Genomic DNA, 23,489 nt, shown 5'->3' on the forward strand with positions numbered 1-23,489 from the left:
GGTCTAGATACTGTTGTTTTTCGGGCACAAGAATTTACGAATGAAAGAATGGTTATCCTTAAAATACTCAAAAGTGAATACGCTAATCTTGAGTATGTAACAGAGTTTAAACATGAGTATGAAATTGCTAAATCATTAGATTTACCAGGAGTTATAAAAGTTTATGGATTAGAAAATTATCAAAACAGTATCGCTTTAGTTTTAGAGGACATGGGAGGACAAAACCTAAAACAATTCATCCATAATAATAAACTCAATATAATGGATTGCTTAAAATTAGCTATTCAGCTTGCGGATATTATTATAGATTTGCATGAACAACATATTATTCATAAAGATATTAAACCACAAAATATAATTATTAATCCTAAGTCAATGCAGGTTAAAATTACTGACTTCAGCATTGCCTCACGCCTGTCAAAGGAAAATGCAATAATCAGCAATCCTAATTTGCTTAAAGGAACACTTGCCTACATGTCTCCAGAGCAAACAGGTCGCATGAATAGGTCGGTTGATTACCGCACAGACTTTTACTCTTTAGGCGTAACTTTTTATGAGCTGCTGACTGATAATTTGCCATTTAATTGCACCGACCCCTTAGAAATAATTCACTCTCATATTGCCAAACAGCCGATACCTCCTGATCAGATCAACCCAAAAATTCCGGGGGCTGTATCTAATATTGTAATGAAACTATTATTTAAAACTGCTGAAGAAAGATATCAAAGTGGCTTAGGGCTAAAAGCAGATTTAGAGATTTGTTTCAAGCAGTTATTAAATAATGGAAAAATCGAAAATTTTATTCCTGGCAAGTTAGATAAATTTAGCCAATTTACAATTCCTCAAAAACTCTATGGACGTGAGAAAGAAGTAGCATCTCTCATGTCAGCTTTTGAGCGAGTAAGTGTTGGCAGAAGTGAGATGATGTTAGTTTCAGGTTATGCAGGGATTGGTAAATCCTGCTTAGTTAATGAAATTCATAAACCTATTCTCCAACAACGTGGATATTTTATTTCTGGTAAATTCGATCAATTTAAGCGAAATATCCCTTATACGGCTCTAATTGAATCATTTCAAGAATTAACTGGACAGTTATTAACAGAAAGCGCTGAAAAAATAATTGTTTTGAAACAGCAGCTTTTAGAAGCATTTGGTGAAATTGGTCAAGTTATTATTGATGTTATTCCTGAGATTGAAAAGATTGTAGGTCAACAGCCACCTGTGCCGCAATTAGGAGCAATTGAAACCCAAAACCGCTTTAATAGAGTATTTCAAAAGTTTATTCGAGTATTTACTCAAAAAGAACGCCCACTTGTTCTATTTTTCGATGATTTACAATGGGCAGATTTAGCGTCTCTAAAATTGATTCAGATGCTGATGCTTGATGATAGCCAATATTTTTTGATGATTGGAGCTTATCGAGATAACGAAGTCATATCAACTCATTATTTGAATCAAACCTTGAATGAACTCCAAAAAGCAGGAACGATTGTAAATAATATTACACTTAAGCCTTTAAATATTAGTGATGTGTATGAATTAATAGTGGATACACTTCATACTGCAACAGAAAAAACAAAAATACTAGCTGAACTTCTTTTTAATCAAACTCAAGGAAATCCTTTTTTCTTAACTCAGTTGTTCCAAACTATGTACCAAGAAAAGCTATTAAATTTTGACTTTAATAGTGGAACATGGCAGTGGGAAATAAATCAAATTCAGACTGTTGGGATTACAGATTATGATGCCCTAGAATTAATTGTGAGAAATATTAAAAAATTGCCTCAAGAGACACAACAGGTCTTAAAACTAGCTGCTTGTTTTGGCAATCGGTTTAACATAGACATTCTAGCAATTGTAAATCAAAAATCTCAGTCAGAAACCGCCTCGGAATTATGGGAAGCACTTCAAACAAGCCTAATTCTCCCATTGAGCGATAACTATAAAGCTCCACTGTTTTTTGACAAAGACATATCTATATCCTTAGAATATCAAGAATTAAAAGTTTCATATAAGTTTTTCCACGATCGCATCCAGCAAGCTGCTTATTCCCTGATTCCAGAATCGCAAAGAAAACAAACTCACCTAAGAATTGGGCAATTAATACTAGAATCTTGCCAAACACAGGAAATTGAAGAAAACATTTTTAATATTGTTAACCACTTAAATTTAGGTACTGAATTTATTTGCGATCAATCTCAAAGAGATCAGCTAGCTAAATTAAATCTGATAGCTAGCCAAAAAGCAAAAGCATCATCAGCATACGAAGCTGCCCTTAGCTATTCAACAGTTGGACTAGAATTACTCACACCATCAAGTTGGGAAAATAACTACGACTTGATACTAGTACTTCATCTAGAAAGCGTAGAATTAGAGTACTTAAATACTAATTTTACACGAGCAACTATCCTAACTGAAATTATTCTAGACCAAGCTAGCAATCTGCTCGATCAAGTCAAGGCTTATCAATTACAAATCCAGTTTTATATGGCTCAAAATCAGATGCTTAAAGCCATTGATACTGGACTAGAAGCGATCGCAAAGTTGGGGGTTCCTCTGTCGGCGGCACCAAATAAGCAAAGTACTATAGCTAATTTACCTCAGCTTCAAGATTTAGAAAATTTTCCAGTTGTCAAAGATCCTTCCATACTGGCAGCTTTAAAAATCCTTGTTACTATTGCTGGTGCTGCTTTTATTACTAACCCGACAAAGACAAGTTTTGCCCAGATAATCTTGACTGTCGTCAATCTCTGTATTGAACACGGTCATTCAGCTTTGGCGGCTCACGGATATGCTTATTATGGGATGCTGTTATGTGGCTATCTTGAAAATATTGATGCTGGATATCGCTCTGGTCAAATAGCTTGGCAAATATTAGAGCAGTTCCAAAGTGTTGAACTTAAAAGTAAAGTATATGCACCATTTTATGGTTTTACCATTCATTGGAAAGAGCATCTTAGAGAAACAATTACTCCGTTGCAAGAAGGAATTCAAAGCGCGTTAGAAATTGGAGATTTAGAATACGCTGGCTATTGCTCTGTCCACTATTGCGGTCATATATTTTTTAGAGGAGAACAACTTGAATCAGTAGCTCATCAGCAAGCATCATATATTAATTTATTAGGAAAATTTAAACTAGATTTTCCTATAAACTACATTAAAATTTGGCATCAGCTAGCACTTAATCTGCAAGGTTTGTCACAAAATAAACATCTTCTAGTTGGTGATAGTTTTAATGAAGTAGCAATGTTGCCATATCTAAAAACTACTAATAATGCTACTTCTTTGTTTGCTGCTTATGTTGCCAAATTGATTCTTTTTTACTTATTTAAAGATTACACTCAAGCAATTGATAATGCCAAATTAGCTTCAGAATTTATAGGTAGTGTGATGGGGATGATGACGGTTGGCATCCACAACCTATACTATTCACTAGCTCTAATTGCTTTATATCCAAATGTTGAATCTAACATTCAACAAGAATATATGGCTGTGATCAATGCCAATCAGGAAAAAATGCGGATATGGGCTGGTCATGCTCCTGCTAACTATCAGCATAAATATGATTTAGTGGAGGCGGAAAAAGCGCGATTTTTAGGGCAAACCTTTATAGCTATGGAGTATTATGAGCTAGCTATTCAAGGAGCCAAAGAACAGGGATATTTTCAAGAAGAAGCACTAGCCAGCGAGTTAGCAGCAGAATTTTACTTTTCCCGTGGTAGAGATCAGCAGGCGATCTTTTACCTGAGAGAATCTTATCATGCTTATGTACGTTGGGGAGCGATCGCAAAAGTCAGTGATTTAGAGTCAAAATACCCCGATTATTGCCCATTAAGAATAAATCAGGAATCATCTACTTTGAAGGCTAGCTTACAAACTACTTCAAGCAAAATCAATAATTTGGCATCTTTTGATTTGTCTACAGTTTTTAAAGCTTCGCAAGCTATTTCTAGTGAAATCATGCTAGATGAATTGCTAGCTAAGTTGATGAAAATTGTTATGGAAAATGCTGGGGCACAAACTAGCTGCTTCCTTTTAGAGAAAAATGGTCAAATGGTAATCGAAGCATTTGTGGGAGTTAACAAAAATGAGATGTTTTTAGAAACTTCCATGTCTTTAGATAATAGTCTATATGTGCCAATATCTATACTCAACTATGTGATCAGAACTAAAGAAAGTGTCGTTATTGGTGATGCTATATCTGAAGGAAAATTTAGTAGAGATCCTTATATTATTGAGAATAAATGTAAGTCCGTTTTATGTACACCGATAATCCATCAAAGTAAACTTATCGGAATTCTGTATCTGCAAAATAACTTAACAACAAATGCATTTACTACTGAACGTTTAGAAGTTTTAAAAATTCTTGCCTCTCAAGCAGCCATTTCTATTGAGAATGCCAAGCTGTATACTAATTTATCTAAACTAAATGATAATCTGCAACAAGCTAACCAGCAATTAGAAAATTATAGCAAAAATCTGGAGCTAAAAGTCGAAGAAAGAACACAGGAATTACATGAAAAAAATGTGTGTTTGGAAGAACAAGCAGAACAATTAGAACTTACACTAAAGCAACTACAAGCAACACAGTTACAGATGATTCAGAAAGAAAAAATGTCTGGCTTAGGTCAATTAATTGCTGGTATAGCTCATGAGATTAATAACCCAATTAATTTTATTTATGGCAACATTTCTCATGCTAGTGAGTACATTAAAGATATGTTACATCTAATTAAAAGTTATGAAAAAGTATTACCCAATCTGACTCCTGAAATGCTGGCAGAACAAGAAGATATAGATTTGCAATTTTTGATTGAAGACTTACCCAAATTGCTATCTTCAATGAAGCATGGAGCCGAACGCATCCGCCAGATAGTTCTGAGCTTACGTAACTTCTCCCGTTTGGATGAAGCAGAAATGAAGCCAGTTAATATTCATGAAGGTATTGATAGCACCTTGCTAATCTTACAACATCGACTCAAAACTGAGTCAGGCAGTTCTAATATTCAAATTATCAAAAATTATGGCTCCTTACCATTAGTAGATTGTTATCCAAGTCAACTCAACCAAGTATTTATGAATTTGTTAGCTAATGCTATTGAGGCTTTGGAAGAATATAACTCTCACCGTTCATTGGAGAACACTGAACTTAATCCAAGTTATATCAAAATAACTACTGAGTTATTAGAGCAAAATCTGCTAGCTATTCGCATTGCTGACAATGCTTCTGGGATGACACCGGATATACTTTCTCAGATTTTCAATCCTTTCTTTACAACCAAACCTATTGGCAAAGGTACTGGTTTAGGATTATCTATTAGCTACACAATTATTGTAGAAAAACATGGAGGTGAAATCAGTTGTCAGTCAATACCAGGAAAAGGAACTGAGTTCATAATTGAACTTTCAGTAAATCAAAAAAGTTTTAAATTAGTCAAGTAAAAACCTTACCCTAAACTAATCATGATGATTAACAATTCTCAAGTTACAAATGTTTCTAATATCTCAATTTCTGAAGTATTTATGGCTTTGGTAACAGGAACTATACTAGATAAGCCTTATGAACCTTCAAATATTGGAAAAATATCCCGATTAACAACTACACAAAGGGATTTATATCTGGATAATATGCTCCATCCAGATAGTACTATTTTCAGTTTAGGAATATCGGTAAAGCTACCAAAAAATTTAGATAGATTTATTTGGGAACAGGCAGTAAAAATACTATGTCAAGCAGATGATACAATTAAAACAAAGTTTATTTTTTATCAAGGTGAAGCTTTTCAATTTGTAGATCAAAGTGCTGATATTCATTTTGAATTTATCGAAATAAATACTAATAATGCTTATTTTAATAGTTTGGAATATATCATAAAAGAAAAAGTTAAAACAAAGTTTGAATTTCACAAAAATTATTTATTTAAAAATATTTTAGTCAAGGATAATCAGGGTAATTATACTGCTATTGTAGGTGCGCCTCATATTCTTTTTGATGGATATTCTGCCAAAATTTTCTTTGAAAAAGTTGGAAAAGTTTATTTAGATTTAAAAGCAGGTAATATTCCTCAAAAATTTAAACTTGGTTCTTTTTATGATTGTATTGAAGAGCATCTACTTGAATTTGATACTCAAGAAAATCAGCAGTATTGGCAGAAATCTTTAAGCAATATTATTCCTGTCACATCTTATATAAAACCCAAAGGAGAAAACGAAGCCCAATCTAGAAAAGTACAAATTACTGGGAATCAGCTAGAGCAAATTAGAAAATATTGCCAATTAAATAAATGTAATATCCCAGCTTTTTTTAGGGCTGTGTATGGTATTTACTTGAGTAAGTATTTACAAGCGCCAGGAGATTTTGTATTTTACGATATTGTCGGTAAAAGAGATAAGCAAACACTTAATGTTTTAGGTTGTCTTTATCAAGTAGTTCCTGTTATTGTTAATCAAAATCTTCTTGGAAACAATTCAACCATTTTTAATTATCTTTCATATATAAATGATTATCGAAAAAATCTCAGCCATTATCAAAATATTTCTGTATTTCAACAAAAAAAATCTTTGAAAGAGGAACCATTAAAATTCTTCTATAATTTTTATAAATTCAGAGTTATTAATCTACCTATTGCTGAAGAAAAGCCTAGATTAACTGTTCATAATTCTTTTGCTGATAATGAAGTTCATCTTATAGTTAACGAGTTTAAGGATACTATAGAGATAGAAATATTTTATAATGAAACTTTTTTTGTATATGTAAAAACTTTAGAAAGATTGCTCTTCTTAGCCAATCAAATTATTCAAGGTTGTGAGTATTTTCATCAATTGAATATATTGCCAGAAAGCGAGCATAAAGACTTATTAGAAAGCTGGAACAATACCAGTACGAATTACGCATTAGATGAATGCGTTCATCAGCTATTTGAAGCGCAGGTGGAGCGATCGCCAGATGCTATAGCAGTAGTCTTTAAAGAGGCACAGAAGCACGAACAATCTTCACTTACTTACCAGAAGCTCAATCAGCTAGCGAATCAGTTAGCACATTATCTGCATTCGCTAGGCGTGAAGCCAGATATGCCAGTGGGAATCTGTGTAGAGAGAACGCTAGAAATGGCGATCGCAGTTTTGGCAGTTCTCAAAACTGGTGGGGCTTATGTACCAATGGATTCAGCTTATCCCAAGGAACGTCTAGCCTTTATGCTTGAGGATACTCAAGTATCAGTTTTACTCACTCAACAAAAACTATTAGCAGAGCTTCCTGAAACCAAAGCGCAGATTATCTGTTTAGATACCGACTGGGACAACATAGGCCAATATAGTCAGGAAAATCCCTCTAGTGAAGTAACAGCAGAGAATTTAGCCTATATCATCTACACTTCTGGTTCTACAGGCAAACCAAAAGGTATCTGTTTAGCTCACCGTCCTTTAGTGAATTTACTGCAATGGCACTTAAACTCACTATTAACAGGTGTACGTACCCTGCAATTTGCCTCTTTGAGCTTTGATGCGAGCTTTCATGAGATGTTTGCTACTTGGTCTTCAGGAGGAACTTTGTTTCTCATCTCAGAAAACTCGCGTCGGGACACTACAGCTTTAGCTCATTTTATTCAGAGTCAAGAGATTGAAAAAGTTATCCTACCTGTTGTCGTGCTACAGCAAATGGCAGAAATGGCTGTATCTCACTTGGAATTACTTACTAGCTTAAAAGAAGTTACTACCACCGGTGAGCAACTGCAAATCACCCCAGCCATTGTCAAATTATTCAAATCGCTACCACACTGCTCATTTCATAATCATTACGGGCCATCAGAAACCCACGTAGTAACAGCTTTGACATTAGATCAGAATCCTGATTCCTGGCCTACTTATCCATCTATAGGTCGTCCCATAGCTAACACCCAAATCTACATACTCGATCCAGAGTTAAAGCCAGTTCCGATCGGTGTTCCGGGAGAGCTTTACATTGGTGGCGATAGTTTGGCTAGGGGTTACTTCAATCGACCCGATCTCACTGCCGAACGTTTTATTCCCAATCCTTATGCGAAATCGCATCGCTTGTATAAAACAGGTGACTTAGCTTGCTACTTAGCAGATAGTAATATTGAATACCTGGGTCGGATAGACCAGCAGGTGAAGATTCGCGGCTTCCGTGTTGAGTTGGGGGAGATAGAAACAATGCTATTGCAGCATCCTGACGTGCGCGAAGCCGCAGTCATAGCGCGTGAGGATGTGCCTGGGGACAAGCACTTAGTTGGTTATATTGTCTCCAACTTGATTCCAGAACGAGTACCTTATGAAAGTGTTTGTCGAGTGGAAACTGATGACAACCGGATAGTAGAACTACAAACAGAGGATATCTCCATTGGTGGCGTTTGCTTGGTAGGAGTGCCATTTAGTTGGGCTAAAGGTAAGCGCGTCCGTCTTTGCCTACGCTTGCCAGTGACATCGGAAGAACTATGGTTAAACGGCAGCGTTGCTTGGAATCAAGGGAAGCGGGCTGGTCTTCAGTTGACTTTAACACCTACCGAAAAAAACCTGTTTCACCAAAGCATAGAGCATATCTTGGAAACCCAACATCTATGGAGAATTTTACAGCGCACAGTGAGTGGCAACATCCGTAGATTTCTCAAACAGAAGCTGCCAGATTATATGGTGCCTTCTAGTTTTGTGATGTTAAATGCATTGCCACTAACACCTAACGGGAAAGTAGATCGTCGCTCCTTACCAGCACCCGATCGCACTGGACGGAATCTGGAGCAAGATTTTGTCTCACCTCGTACCACCGTTGAGGAAGTACTAGCAAAAATTTGGGTGGAAGTTTTGCGATTGGAGCAGATTAGTGTCTACGATAACTTTTTTGAGATTGGGGGACACTCACTGCTAGCAACTCAGGTAATCTCTCGTATTCGAGATACCTATCAATTAGATTTACCATTGCGGTGTTTATTCGATGCACCTACTGTTGCCAGCTTGGCTGAAAGTATCGAGGCACAACTCAAGCAAAATCTAGAATGGCACACTCAAGCGATTGTACCTGTAACGCGCAACCAAAACTTGCCTCTTTCCTTTGCCCAGCAGCGATTATGGTTTCTGGAACAGTTGTTGCCTGACAGTCCATTTTACAATTTCCCCCAAACTTTTCGCCTGTTTGGTCAGGTGAATCTGAGCGCTTTAGAGCAAAGCATCAACGAAATTGTTCGGCGGCACGAAGTTTTACGCACCACTTTTGCTTTATCAAATGGGCAGCCTGTACAAATTATTGCTCCTGCTTTGAGTGTACCTATACATCTGGTAGATTTGCGATCGCGAAGTGTCTCTTTCAGAGAATCGCTGTCTGAATCACAAAAAGATACAGAAATTCAAAGGTTAATGATTGAAGAGTTCCAGCAGCCCTTTAATATCAACCGTGGGCCCCTATTGCGAACAACCCTATTGCAGTTAGATGCAGAGGAATATCTACTGCTTTTAAGCATTCACCACATTGTTTTTGATGGTTGGTCTGTCAGCGTGTTGTTTCGAGAACTGACATTACTGTATCAGACTTTTGCCAATGGTCTACCTTCTCCCCTGGCTGAACTGACCATTCAGTATGCAGACTTTGCTGTATGGCAAAGACAATGGTTGCAAGAAAAAGTCATATCACAGGAACTAGTTTATTGGAAGCAGCAGTTAGCAGATTTACCCATTTTGGAGTTACCTAGCCATCGCCCCCGTCCAGCAATCCAAACTTATCGCGGGGCGCGTCAACCTCTAGCATTCTCCAAATCTCTCAGCGAGGCAGTAACTCGGTTCAGCCAGCAGGAGGGAGTTACCTTATATATGACGCTCTTAGCAGCATTCCAAACACTGCTATTCCGCTATACGAATAGCGAAGATATCTTAGTAGGTTCGCTAATTGCCAATCGTCACCACCAAAAAATTGAGAATTTAATTGGATTCTTTGTTAACACTTTAGTACTACGCAGCGATTTTTCTGGCTCTCCTAGTTTCCGCCACTTGCTCAAGCAAGTGCGAGAAGTTACCTTAGAAGCCTACGCTCATCAAGACATCCCCTTTGAAAAGCTGGTAGAGGAACTAGAACCAGAGCGTGATTTGAGCCGCCATCCCTTGTTCCAAATCTGCTTTGCGCTGCAAAATGTACCCATGCAAGCTCTGGAACTTTCTGGTCTAAGCATCAATCATCGCTTGGAGTACAATGGTACAGCCAAGTTTGATCTATTCTTAGAATTATTTGAAACGCCAGATGGGATTAGTGGTTGGTTTGAATACAGCACCGACTTATTTGACGCTGCTACCATCTCTCGCATCGGAGAACATTTTCAGACTTTAGCCGCAGGAATTGTCGCTAATCCAGATCAGAAAGTTGCAGATTTACCTCTTTTAACACCTGCTGAACGCCAACAATTATTAGTGGGATGGAATCAAACTCAAGCAGATTACCCGCAGGAAATTTGCATTCATCAACTATTTGAAGCCCAAGTAAAGCGATCGCCTGACTCTGTAGCAGCAATTTTTGCAGAACAGCAAATCACTTATTGCGAGTTAAATGCTAGAGCTAATCAATTAGCCCGCCATTTGCAAGCTTTAGGTGTCGGGCCAGATGTATTGGTAGGGATTTGTGTGGAGCGATCGCTAGAGATGATCGTAGCTCTATTAGCGATTCTCAAAGCTGGTGGAGCTTATATACCTTTAGATCCAGCCTATCCACAACAGCGTTTATCTTTGATGCTGTCAGACTCTCAGGTATCAGTGCTATTAACCCAACAACATTTATTGGTGCAACTGCCTAAACATCAAGCGCATATTGTCTGTTTGGATAGAGACTGGCGGGATATTGCTACACAAAGCCAAGATAACCTTGATACTAGTATTAATCCTGACAACTTAGCTTATGTAATCTACACCTCCGGTTCCACTGGCAAACCAAAAGGTGTACAAATTATGCACTGCTCTGTAGTGAATTTCCTCCACTTCATGGGTCAGCACTTAGAACTGACAGAGCAAGACATACTTCTTTCCGTCACTACTTTATCCTTTGACATTGCAGTACTAGAAATTTTCCTACCCATTACTCTCGGTGCCCGTGTCGTTATGATCAGTCGGGAAGAGACTATGGACGGCACAGAGTTAATCGCAAAATTAACGAACGGTGCTACCGTTATGCAAGCTACCCCAGCCACTTGGCAACTGCTTCTAGAAGCAGGTTGGCAGGGCAGTAAACATCTGAAAATACTCTGCGGTGGGGAAGCTTTACCAAGAAAATTAGCTCAACAGTTGCAACAGCGATGTGCTACTTTATGGAACGTTTATGGCCCCACTGAAACTACCATCTGGTCAGCAATATATAAAGTTATATCTGAGGACGGACACATTCTGATTGGTCGGCCTATAGCCAATACTCAGTTCTATATACTCGACTCTCAGTTACAACCTGTCCCTGTGGGTGTGCCAGGAGAACTCTACATTGGTGGCGCTGGTTTAGCACGCGGTTATCTCAATCGCCCCGATCTTACAGATGCTCAGTTCATTCCCAACCCCTTTAAGGAGGTAGAAGGCAATAACGATCTTCGCCTTTATAAAACAGGGGACTTAGTTCGCTATCTCCCAGATGGCAATATCGAGTATCTCAGTCGTATCGATCACCAAGTGAAGATTCGCGGCTTTCGGATTGAGTTAGGAGAGGTTGAAGCCGTGCTGAGTCAACATCCCTCAGTCAAGATAGGTGTTGTGATAGATCGCGAAGATGTACCCGGACAAAAGCGTTTAGTAGCTTATGTGGTGCAAAATCAACAAGATGAGAATGCCCAAGAGTTATTAGCAGATTGGCAAACCGAACACCTTTCCCAGTGGCAAACACTCTACGATCAAACCTACAAGCAAACTACTGAGGAACAGAACCAAGTATTTAATACTATTGGTTGGAATAGTAGTTATACAGGTACGCCCATCCCTGCGGAAGAGATGCGTGAGTGGGTAGACCACACTGTTGAACGCATTCTTTCTCTACAACCAAGCCAAGTACTAGAAATTGGTTGCGGTACAGGTCTGTTGCTATGCAAAATTATTTCCCATTGCAGTAAGTATTGGGGTACTGACTTTGCGCCTGAAGCCTTGCGACAAATCCAACAGTTACAAATGTCCGGTCAAGATTGGCCACAACTGACTTTGTTGCAAAGACCAGCTGATAATTTTGAAGACATTCAGACAGATGCTTTTAATACGGTAATTATCAACTCGGTAGTTCAGTATTTTCCCAGCATTGACTATCTGGTGCAAGTTTTGGCAGGAGCTATCAATGCTGTGAAGCCTGGTGGTTTTATCTTTGTCGGAGATGTGCGTAGCCTACCCTTACTAGAGGCTTACCACGCTTCTGTAGCATTGTATCAAGCATCATCCGCACTTTCCACAGTACAGTTACAAGAGCGCGTTCAACAACGCCTCAACCAAGAGGAAGAACTGGTAATTCACCCAGCCTTTTTCACCGCATTGCGTCAGCACTTCCCCAAGATTGGCCACGTTCAAATTCAGGTCAAGCGCGGTCAGTATCACAATGAACTCACAAAGTTTCGCTATGATGTGATTCTGCATGTAGGAACTAATACGGATAATACTGTAGATATTCCTTGGCTAGATTGGCAAAAACAAGAGCTAACGCTGTCATCTGTTCGTCATCTGCTATTAGCAACTCAGCCAGAAATTCTCTTAATTAGAAACGTACCTAATGCTAGGGTAATTAAGGAAGTCAAGACTGTAGAATTGCTAAACAACCCAGATGGATTTAAGACAGTAGGCGAACTGCGATCGCATCTAGAACAACTTCCCCAGACAGGGATTGATCCTGAAGAACTGTGGAATTTGAGCCAGGATTTACCCTATTTGCTCGATATCATTTGGTCAGACTCTAGTGTGCTTGACTGTTATGAGGTAGTTTTCAGACATTGCCAAACACAAAGGGTAGATGTATTCTCAGAGGCGATCGCTTTTCAAGATCCAGTTCACACTAAGCCTTGGAATTACTATGCCAATCAACCGCTACAGAGTAAGTTTACTCGCAAGCTGGCTTTAGAACTCCGCCGCTTTCTCGAACAAAAGCTACCAGAATATATGATACCTACAGCTTTTGTGTGCCTAGAGAAATTACCATTGACACCCAATGGCAAGTTAGACCGTCGCGCACTACCGGCTCCGGATCAGTCCAGATCGAATTTAGAAGTAGCATTAATTACGCCTCGTACTCCTACTGAGGAACAAATGTTCGACATCTGGGCTAAGATACTCGGTATTGATCATCTGGGCATTCGAGATAATTTCTTTGAGCTTGGCGGTAATTCTCTGCTAGCAGCGCAGTTAATGATGTCTGTACGAGAAACTTTTCAAGTAGAACTGCCCGTAAGATGTATTTTTGAGCAGCAGACTATAGAAGGTCTCAGCCAAATCGTTGAGAAAGTACGTCAAGAAGGAACTGCTAGTCTCAATACTGTTGTTAATCTCAAAGCTGAAGCTGTACTCGATCCAAATATCTATCCTCAGGGAGTGCTTGCTAACGATATCAGTCAGCTAGAGCATATTTTCTTAACAGGAGCAACAGGCTTTTTAGGTGCTTTCTTAATCCATGAATTGCTACAGCAAACTCAGGCGAAAATATATTGTCTTGTGCGTGCTAATAACGAAAGTGAAGGTTTCAAAAGACTACAGGAAACCTTAGAAAAATATTTAATATGGGATGCAAGCCAAAGTTCAAGAATCATCCCCATACCAGGAGATTTAGCTTTGCCTTATCTTGGACTTTCCATAGAGCAATTTGAGAAGCTAGCAGAGCAGATTGATGTGATTTATCATAGTGGCGCTCAAGTCAACTTTGCTAAACCTTACTCTGTAATTAAGGCAGCAAATGTTCTTGGTACTCAAGAAGTTCTCAGATTAGCGTGTCAGCATCAACTCAAGCCAGTACACTACATCTCAACAATGGCTGTTTTTGGTGCAATGGCCTGTTTAAATGGATTGAATATCCTTTATGAGGACGATGATATTGATAATAGTGAACCTTATCTTTCTCAAGAGATTGGCTATACACAAAGTAAATGGGTAGCCGAAAAACTTGTTTGGATTGCTAAATCTAGAGGAATCCCTGTAACAGTCATTAGATCAGGATTTTTAATGGGTCATCCGCAGACTGGCGTAACTAATACAGATGACTTCATATCTAGATTGATCAAAGGTTGTATACAAGTAGGTAGTTTTCCAGAACTAGTCAATCAAAAACAAGATTTAATCACTGTAGATTATGCCAGTAAAGCCATTGTACAAATATCTAGGAAGAAAGAATCTTTAGGAAAAGCCTTTCATCTAGTGCCTTTACCATCCGAAAATATCGATCTAATTAAATTATTTGAGTTGATATCGGCTTGTGGATACCAACTTCAAAAAGTACCATATTCCCAATGGACAGATAATTTAATCAATCAAGCTCAGTATTCACAGACAAATCCCTTGTTCCCGCTTTTGCCAATGTTAACTGAAAAAGTGAATCAAGAACTAGCTGCATGGGAGCTATATCAAAATACTGCTGATTTAGACTGCCGCAATACACTTGATGCAATTGCCGATACGTCTATTATATGTCCATCAATGGATACTGAATTAATCAGTAAATATTTAGCTTATTTCCAACGTAGCGGATTTTTAAATATGAAGTTTGTATAGCAGACTAATTTGTTGGGGGGGGTAACAGATAGGTAATACTCATTAATACCTAAATAAGCAATGAATGATTTTAATACTTTTTGAGTAGTTTAACCTATCAATAAATCCTTAACTATTTAAGTATTTATGGCAATGTCTGTAAATCTTAAAAGAGTTAAATTTTAATTGTTCCTCGATGTAGGGTTTTAATATGTACTTAACAGAAGAGCAATTAGTAATCTATAAAAAACAAGGATTTCTTTTATTGTCAGAATATTTCTCCCGCACTGAAGTCGAAAAGATGAAAGCAGAATTATCTGCTCTATCTACAGAAAACTCACCCAAAAAAATTCTTGAGAAAGATGGTAAAACTGTACGTTCACTTCACGGGTTGCATACTAAAAATGATGTTTTCAATTGCCTAACACGACATCCATTTATTGTTGAACCTGCTATGCAAATAGTTGGCAATGAAGTATATATATATCAATTCAAAGTAAATCTTAAGGCAGCATTTACTGGTGATATTTGGAAATGGCATCAAGACTACATTTACTGGCGTAAAGAAGATGGAATGTCAAGACCACAAGTAGTCAATGCTATGTGCTTATTAGATGATATGAACGAATTTAATGGGCCACTATTTGTTATTCCTGGTTCCCATAAAGAAGAGATGATTGATGTTACTACTCATAATCCTAAAGTGGCAACCACAAATTCTAATAGTTCTAGTGATAGCGATGCATGGATATCGAGTTTTAGTGCTAATTTGAAGTATTCTCTAAGCCAGGAATTAGTTACTGATTTAGTATCAAAGTATGGAATTACTTTGATAAAAGCTGCGGCGGGTTCAGTACTATTTTTTGATAGTAATATTGTACATGCTTCATCAAATAATATCTCCCCATTTGGGCGTTCTACAGTGATTATTACTTATAATAGTATTGAAAATATTCCTTTACCAGTTCAAAATCCCCGACCAGATTTTCTTGTGAGTAAAGATTATCGACCAGTCACTCCTCTAGCACCTAATGCGTTATCCCAGTTTTCTGGCGTCAAGCTTTAAAATAGACAGGACTTACGCAAAATTATGAAAAAACGAGCCACCTTCTGGTGCGTCGGCTGACGCCAACACGCAGCGTCTCGTTAGAGAAGGACGCATTCGCGTAGCATATCGTAGAGAAGGACACGAAGGAATAAGAGTTTTAGAAAGTTCTTGCGTAAGTCCTAATAGATATTGAGTAAAGATGTAGAGATATTAAACAATCCTAATAGTTTATCAGGAGAAAATGTACTACCTAGATTTATGCTAGATTTACAGCAGATTATGTAGCTTTATCGATTAGGATACACATGGCGCATTTCAAAACGACTTTGTTCCCAAAGTGGTAGCAAAGCCTGTTTAGCAGCATTTAATTGAGCTTGCGAGAAAGAGATTTTCCCATTTTCTATAATCCAAATAAATGTCCGAGTTATTAAATCTGCCTTTAAACTAATCTCGTATTCACAATTATTTATTCTTGCTACTTGCTCATCTAAGCAATCCATAGCATGTTTAAAAGTTAAGTTTGTCCAGTCTGTGGAATTGCTAGGATTTCCTTCTTGCGTATTTTTCCACTCAACCTTACGCAAATTTCCTATAATATAGTCTATGCCTATTATGGAAGAATCAGTATTACGCACCAAATTTGTATAGGCTTGGTAATATGGTTTCAAGAGCGAAGCAACAATATTTTCCACATCTATATGTAGCCAAGATTGGATGTCGCGAAGATAAGGTGCTAAATCTCTGATATGCTCAATTTCTTTAATAAACACACGATCACTTGTGTAATTTGTTATTTTGGCTAGCAATTCAGCTTCAGATAGTTGAGACTTTCCTGAGTAATAATTAATAACTTTTGGAATATATTTCTCTAATAACCACTGTTTGGTATATCTAGCTGTCCAGGTTCCCCGTACTCCAATATCTTGCTGCCATAAGGTAAATTTACTTATCTCAATAGATTGTAAATTAACATCATTTAGTTCATAGATTATATTAATTTGATTATTAGGCAATAAATACAAATCTCTATCAATTCTGGGTAAGAGAAATGTATGATCGCGAATTCCTCGACTCACTCGAATTGATATATCTTTTCTATGAAATAGATGCCATTCTGACTTGCCTTTAGTATAATCAAATTCATTAGCAAACTGCTGCATTAAGTCCCATAATTCTTGTCTTACCGAAAAAAGGATAAAACCTCGAGTTTCTGAAAATTTTACGAGTTCAAAATTCCATGTTTCTAAAGCATTTTCAAATTCAATTATTAAATTTTTATATTCTTGGCAAACTCCATCAATACACAAACACAAGTCTACTGCTTCTAACTCCGATAAAATTAGAGTTGTTTGACCTAAATATACCTCAAAATTATTTTTATCTAACCGTTTAAAAAACCGACGACATCCCCAATCTGCCTGGCTGTGCAATCCAGTCATTAATTGACCTAAAATATCTTGATGATTTAAGTAAATTTTTAGACCTCTTAAAATGATGCTGCTGAACTCTATTTCACAATTACCCTCTCCAAAAGCTTTGGGTAAATTACATGCGATCGCTACTTTTGGTTTCACAACAACTAAGCGGTAGCCTTCTTGCGTTATGGAAGGCTCAAAATCAGATTTTTCTAAAACATCCTGTAAATCTGGATAGCGTCTTATAAATTTTTCTATTAAGTTATATTTAGTATATATGAAATTAGTTGCTGTATTTTTATCGATGTTTTTAACTAAATGAAAATTTAGCTGATTATAAAATTCTGAGGCAATATCATTATTTCTCAGGGCATCTATATTTATCTCAAATAGCGACTCTTCTCTATGGTAATGTAGGCGTTTAAAAACCTTTATCTCATATCCGTTACTAACAATAAAAAATAGTGTCTTAAAATGATTACTATAAAATTTGGCTTGCTCAATAGCGTCATTTAATTTAGTCTTTTGCGGTTCTATCGTTACCACAAAAATAATTGAGGTATCTGTATTTTGTTCGTCAATATCATCTGTTGTATAATAAATCTGAGCCATTTCTGGGTTTTTGCCGTACTTTCCTGATTTAGATGTTTTTAAAGGGTATTCACGATGACATTTTTCTGGATAACAGAGATAGTGAAGCATTGGGAAAATCAACTTTTGTTTGACATCATCTTCATTTCGTAAAAGACGATGGTCAAAACCTTGTATCCATGTAATGAATTGTTTAATTGACTCTGGAATAGTCATCAGATAATCTACCTGCTAGTATAAATTTCCTATGCCTTATTTTGTTTGTGTAATTAACAATTTATCAAGTCAGTTTGGATAGTATAGTGATTGTGAATACTATAATGAAAGCATTCGTCTTTAACTTGACCTGGGAGCATCTCACTTTTGTAAAAATATACCCAGCCGTTGCTTCCGTATTTTACCCAAGTTGCTAGTTATTCATTCGAGGATACCTTCTCTACGAGAGGCTGCGCCAACAAGACGCGCAGGGACGCTAACGTAGATGGCTAATTAAGCAACAAAATCAATAAGCCTTTTTACTTAGTACCTTTTAATCGGAAATATGCCCGATTAACTAGGTACTTGATTATCCTCCAGGCGCGGTTGCGTTGTACGTAACCGAAATTTCATTGTGCGCGATCGCCTAATTAAGATAACTCTATAATTAATAACCTCTGACTTGGGTTATTAGCACTAACAGTAACTGAATTATTTATGTTTTTAGCGAGATGTTTTTGCAGTATACATAAGCAACCTGTAAGTAAGTTTAAGTTAAATTCAGGGCATTACCAAATCGAGATATGATTCAGTAACGCCCTGAATTTAATTTCTTAAGCCTCGACAATCCTAAGTCTAGCTACACAATTATGGTTGAAATTAGATCAGTAAAGAAGGCATAAAGGAGGAAATTAGATGAAGCTTTGATTACTGAACAAACCACTAATTAAGCAAAGGCAAAAATTGGCGAATTAATCCAATTGTCACTGCTGGCAATTCCAACTGCGGTGTTAACCCCACATCTTCCAACTGTTGAAAAAATCGGATCGCTTGGGGATTGATTTCGGCAAGGCGGCGACCAATTGAGGGCCCTGTAAATTCCGACTTTTGTCCCCAAATAATGGCGGTGGGAGTGGTCAACTGTTGAATGTAAAGGGATAAATCAAAGCATAAATCGCCACGGACAAAGGACAGTGCTGCATACTCAGCATTAGGCTGTTGAGCGGATTGTAAATAAGCATCTACAATTTCTTGGTACACTCGATTGGACTGAGCAAATTGCCGTTGCTCTAAGAAGCTGCGAATACCCCCACTCGTAGCAATTCCAGTGCTGTAAAGTAAACGGTCAACAAGGGGAACGCTGACTAACTGGGCAAAAAAACTACGGGAATAGTCTTCGCCAAAGTCGGAAAGTCCGGCGGGGGTAGTGAGAATTAAAGACTTGAATAAATCAGGATGATCTGCTGCTACCCGAATTGTAAATCCTGCGGTTAAAGAAGAAGCGATCGCTGTTACTGGCCCAGTACAAGTCTGCTCGAAAAACTCCCGAATCGTGGTCAAATAATCCTCAATCTGATAACTCCGTGCCGGATGCTCAGACCTACCCCAACCGATCAAATCTGGTGCAATCACCCGATATTCGGCGGCAAAAGCCGGATAAACTTTTGACCACTCATAAGCAGAAGAACCACCACCAAAGCCATGCAGGAACACCAAAGTTTCCCGATCATCTTTGACAGTTACATTGTGCTGCCAAGGTGAGCCAGCGGCAGTATAATATACCATTCTACCTAGTGAGGTATTTATGGAGCGTTGTTCAAATCCTAGTGGTTGAAACATCAGTATTTTTTGTTGACTGTAGTAATTAGTTGGTACAAGTGACAGAAGAAACCTGAGGACGCAAAGAAAAGTCTGTAGCTTGCTTCCGGCGATAGCGCAGCCTCTTTTCTACGAGAGGCTGCGCCAACGAGTCCGCAAGCGGCTAGCTTTGCCTTCCCAAAGGGTACAGAACTTCTCCTAAGGGAGACGCGCAAGGGACGGAGCAGATTGAGAGAGCATTTGATAATTTCTTCGCGTCACCGCGTCTTTTTTGATCACCCCGGAATACTTACCTATTTAGTTCAAACTCCCCACTCATTATTATTATCGGCGAACCAATCACTCTAGGACTTCTTGCTACCGCTAGATTAAGTAGATATAAATTTACTGGATTACTTGTAAAGATTTGGTAATTATTTTTTCATAATAAAAAATAACTTAACCTTGTAATTACTGTTTTATAAGGGTTTTCCGTGGTATTGACTATTACTAAAGCGTGAATGAAACATAAGTTTTTATGGTAATCTATCAAAAAACTCATAAATAATTTTGAGCGTCAAAAATAGTTAAAACGCTCATTTTAATAAACTATTAATTCTACTTCTATATGTAGAAACAATAGCTTTTAATGTATAACTAATCTGATTATTCTCTAAGTAATGGTAAGGTGGGATGTCATGGTAAAGCAGGCTACTCTTCAATCAAATAAACTACCAACGATTGAAGACGCTAAATTTGCGCTTGACAACTTTAATATCCAAAACGAAATTACAGCTTCAGCTTGGCGGGGTCAGATTGAGCCAGCTATTGACGCTGCCAGAGTGACTGTACCGACTTGTATTTGTTTAGACTTAGAAGACTTGAAGTGTTTTGAAGCAGTAGAGTGCCAGTATGAACGCTGGGGAGTAATTTTTCACAATACTCTAGCAATACAGCCATCAAATCCAGCATTTCCAACCTATTCAGGGCTAACAGTCTTAATGGGAGCGCCTAAAAGCGGATTTTTAGAAGCTACTTTCTTGCATCCGGTTAACTCGGTTAGCGCCTTTGTCACTAGTTCGCAACGGCTAGTGCTTTCCGCCTACGATCGCGATCGGCAACTGCTCGGTCAAACTGCATTACCAAGCGCTAATCTTGCCAATTCAGACTCGGCAATTTCTCCCAATACCTTATTATCTATAACTGTGAATAACATATACAGCGTTACCTTCTGTGCTTTTGATGGTCAATTCACCCTTGATAACTTTCGTTTTTGTCTTTAATAAGACTTACGCACAATAGATCCCCCGACCCCCTTTTAAGGCTTGCTCTAATTCCCTCCTTAAAAAGGAGGGTTCGGGAGGATCAGGTTTGGATGTCCTTATGTTAGAGCGATCGCTAACATATTTAAACAATACATCCTCATCCAATTAGTATTATCAGATTGGTCGATGTGTCCGCCTGTAGGTAAAGCCGCATTGCGGTCAAATACACCAATATTATCTAAACCGAGAAATCCCCCTTGAAAGACGTTGTTACCTTCAGCATCTTTGCGATTCACCCACCAGCTAAAATTGAGCATTAGCTTTTGAAATACCCGCTCTAAAAACTGTCTATCTGCTCGTCCATATATCTTCTGTTCAATTTTGTAAATACGCCAAGTTGCCCAAGTATGAACAGGTGGATTAACATCACCAAATGCCCATTCATAGGCAGGAATTTGCCCATTAGGATGCATATATAGCAGGGAACAGGGAATAATATCCCAAATTATTCTCAAACAACTGTAAGTCCTGAGTTATATCATGTCCGGCTGATTAGTTGTCATATCGTAAGTGATTAGGCGGATATGATATTATTCCCCGGATCAAATCTCTGTCGCCAACCAAGCACGTAAAACCTCTGCCACTGTCCACGCTTGGGCAATACATCCCCGTGGAGTCATCGGAGCATCACCATCAAAAATTTCGCTGAAACTGCCAAGACCGTGTGCAGTGAGATGATTAGCCATTGGTTCCAAAAATTGACGAGCCTGCTCAGGGTTTTTGTAGACGCGCAGGTGTGCTAGGACGAACGGCCCCAACAACCAACCCCAGACGGTTCCCTGATGGTAAGCTCCATCGCGTTGATACTGATTTCCGCCGTATTTACCCTGATATTGGGGATGTTCGGGGGCAAGCGATCGCAACCCATGAGAAGTTAACAGCACTCGTCCGCAAGTTTCCACCACACTCCTTTGCTGGGCAGGTGTGAGCGGACTTTCTGGTAATGAAACAGCAAATATTTGGTTAGGACGCAACGCTGAATCATCACGATCAGGACTGTCTATCACGTCATAGCAATAACCTGTCTCCTCATTCCAGAAGCGAGAAAATCTATACTCAGCACGGTCTGCCATTGCCTCATATTCTTGATGTGGTTTACCAAGCTGACGGGCAAACTTTGCCATTGTCCGTAGAGCATTATACCAGAGGGCATTAACTTCAATCGGTTTGCCAATTCGGGGTGTTACTACCCAATCGTCAACCTTGGCATCCATCCAGGTCAGTTGTACACCTGCAACACCTGCATAAAGTAAGCCATCGGCTGGATCGAGGTGGATGTTGTAGCGTGTACCGCGACAGTGCCAATCAATGATGTCTGCAAGTATTGGAAAGAGTTCAGCAAGCAAATTATCATCGTCCGTAGCGCTGTAGTAGGCGCGGACTGCTTCAAAGTACCAGAGAGTGGCATCGACAGTATTGTATTCTGGTTGCTCACCCGCATCGGGAAAGCGATTCGGCAACATTCCTTGATCTACGTATCTGGCAAAGGTGCGAAGAATTGAGCGTGCTACCTCTGGGCGACCAGTCGAAATTGTCAAACCAGGTAGACTAATCATTGTGTCGCGTCCCCAGTCGCTAAACCAGTGATAACCAGCGATGATAGTTTTACCGTGGGGGTCTTCTGGTACTGGGCGGTTAACAATAAACTGGTCAGCAGCTAGTACTAGCTGGTTGATCCAGCTAGGTGATTCCTTAGTGTTGAGGGGTCGGTTACTATTCCAAAGTCCTGTTAGCTTCTGCTCTTGAGCGCGGCGTAACTTAAGTGTGGCTTCGCTATTGAGATTTGGTTGTTTTTCTGTGCTGGCTACAAACGCGATCGCTTCCCCAGGATTCAGTGTAACTTCAAAAGTGGCGGCGTGGAGATGGTCTTCTTTGTCGCTCAATCCCCGATAGCGTTCAACTGCCAAGTCAAAGCCATAATACCAATTGTGAGCAGGGGATGCACTAACGCGTGAAGCGCAGCTATCGCCTTTGGGCGAATCGCTCAGTAGATACAGTGGTACAGCACCCGGATAAGCAGTTACACAAATCCCCTGTTCCACTTGCTCAACAGACATCTGCCAACCGTTGCTTTGGGTGTAGCCGTGATAATCGCGGTAGTTGACCATTGCTTTGAGCGTTAACTTCAGCGGTTGGGTGGCACGACGCAGAGTATATTGGACATAGGTTGTGTTAGCGCCTTGTTGCATCCACACCCGTTTTTCTAACAAGGCATCGGCAACAGCAAAACACCATAGGGGTATTGTGTTTTCCAGAGAAAAACGTTCAATATGTTGATAACCGTGGGGACTGACAATCCCATCTGCCCAACGATTGGTGTATAGAGAATAGGAGCGAGTGTCATACAGGATAGTTTCATCTAGTTTTGCCAGCAGCAAAGTGCGACCTAAAGGTGGTTTCAATGCTGCTACCAGTAGTCCGTGATAGCGGCGGGTCAATAAATTAGCCACAGTTCCAGAGGCGTAACCACCAATACCGTTAGTAACTAACCACTCCCGCGATTCTGCGGTGTCAAGATTGCCGCAGATTTCCCGCCCAAATTGTATACACATAACTCAACACTTTTTTTGGCGCTCAATATCTGGATTATCGATTATGAATCCTCTACTGTGCTGAGAGTGGTATTAAGAGTTAATAAAAGCGCAATTTTCGGTTAAT

The 23,489-nt window shown here is 38.9% G+C and carries 7 protein-coding genes and 1 pseudogene; 4 read left to right on the forward strand and 4 right to left on the reverse strand.

Translation table 11 applies throughout. The features are described 5' to 3' along the window. The 3 genes from HWQ41_RS12040 to HWQ41_RS12050 form a co-directional block, all read left to right on the forward strand. The coding region (locus HWQ41_RS12040; RefSeq protein WP_292762943.1) for an ATP-binding sensor histidine kinase at window positions 1–5,442 on the forward strand (5,442 nt) is incomplete at its 5' end. A 21-nt stretch (window positions 5,443–5,463) separates the two neighbouring features. Continuing rightward, complete coding sequence (locus HWQ41_RS12045; protein ID WP_292762945.1) at window positions 5,464–14,700, forward strand: non-ribosomal peptide synthetase; 9,237 nt, start codon at window positions 5,464–5,466, stop codon at window positions 14,698–14,700. A gap of 190 nt (window positions 14,701–14,890) precedes the next feature. Beyond that, window positions 14,891–15,745: a phytanoyl-CoA dioxygenase family protein gene (locus HWQ41_RS12050; RefSeq protein ID WP_292762948.1), complete on the forward strand. Its 855-nt coding sequence runs from the start codon at window positions 14,891–14,893 to the stop codon at window positions 15,743–15,745. A 269-nt stretch (window positions 15,746–16,014) separates the two neighbouring features. Here the strand turns inward: HWQ41_RS12050 and HWQ41_RS12055 are convergent, their stop codons facing one another. Both HWQ41_RS12055 and HWQ41_RS12060 read right to left on the reverse strand, forming a co-directional pair. Then, window positions 16,015–17,949, reverse strand: coding sequence for a type I restriction enzyme HsdR N-terminal domain-containing protein (locus HWQ41_RS12055; RefSeq protein WP_292762950.1), 1,935 nt, complete (start codon window positions 17,947–17,949; stop codon window positions 16,015–16,017). Window positions 17,950–18,651: 702 nt separating this feature from the next. Beyond that, complete coding sequence (locus HWQ41_RS12060; protein WP_292762951.1) at window positions 18,652–19,548, reverse strand: alpha/beta hydrolase; 897 nt, start codon at window positions 19,546–19,548, stop codon at window positions 18,652–18,654. 638 nt (window positions 19,549–20,186) lie between these two features. Between HWQ41_RS12060 and HWQ41_RS12065 the strand changes: the two genes are divergently transcribed. Then, a complete protein-coding gene (locus HWQ41_RS12065) occupies window positions 20,187–20,789 on the forward strand; it encodes a hypothetical protein (RefSeq protein WP_292762954.1) in 603 nt (200 codons plus the stop codon). Window positions 20,790–20,893: 104 nt separating this feature from the next. Here HWQ41_RS12065 and HWQ41_RS12070 read toward each other — a convergent pair. Together HWQ41_RS12070 and HWQ41_RS12075 are read right to left on the reverse strand one after the other, a co-directional pair. Then, window positions 20,894–21,247: pseudogene (locus tag HWQ41_RS12070) on the reverse strand (glucosidase); the annotation flags it as partial. Window positions 21,248–21,373: 126 nt separating this feature from the next. Next, complete coding sequence (locus HWQ41_RS12075; RefSeq protein WP_292762957.1) at window positions 21,374–23,383, reverse strand: amylo-alpha-1,6-glucosidase; 2,010 nt, start codon at window positions 23,381–23,383, stop codon at window positions 21,374–21,376. Window positions 23,384–23,489 lie beyond the last annotated feature (106 nt).

This window comes from Nostoc sp. NOS(2021) (genome assembly GCF_017115025.1).
Classification (GTDB): Bacteria; Cyanobacteriota; Cyanobacteriia; order Cyanobacteriales; family Nostocaceae; genus Nostoc.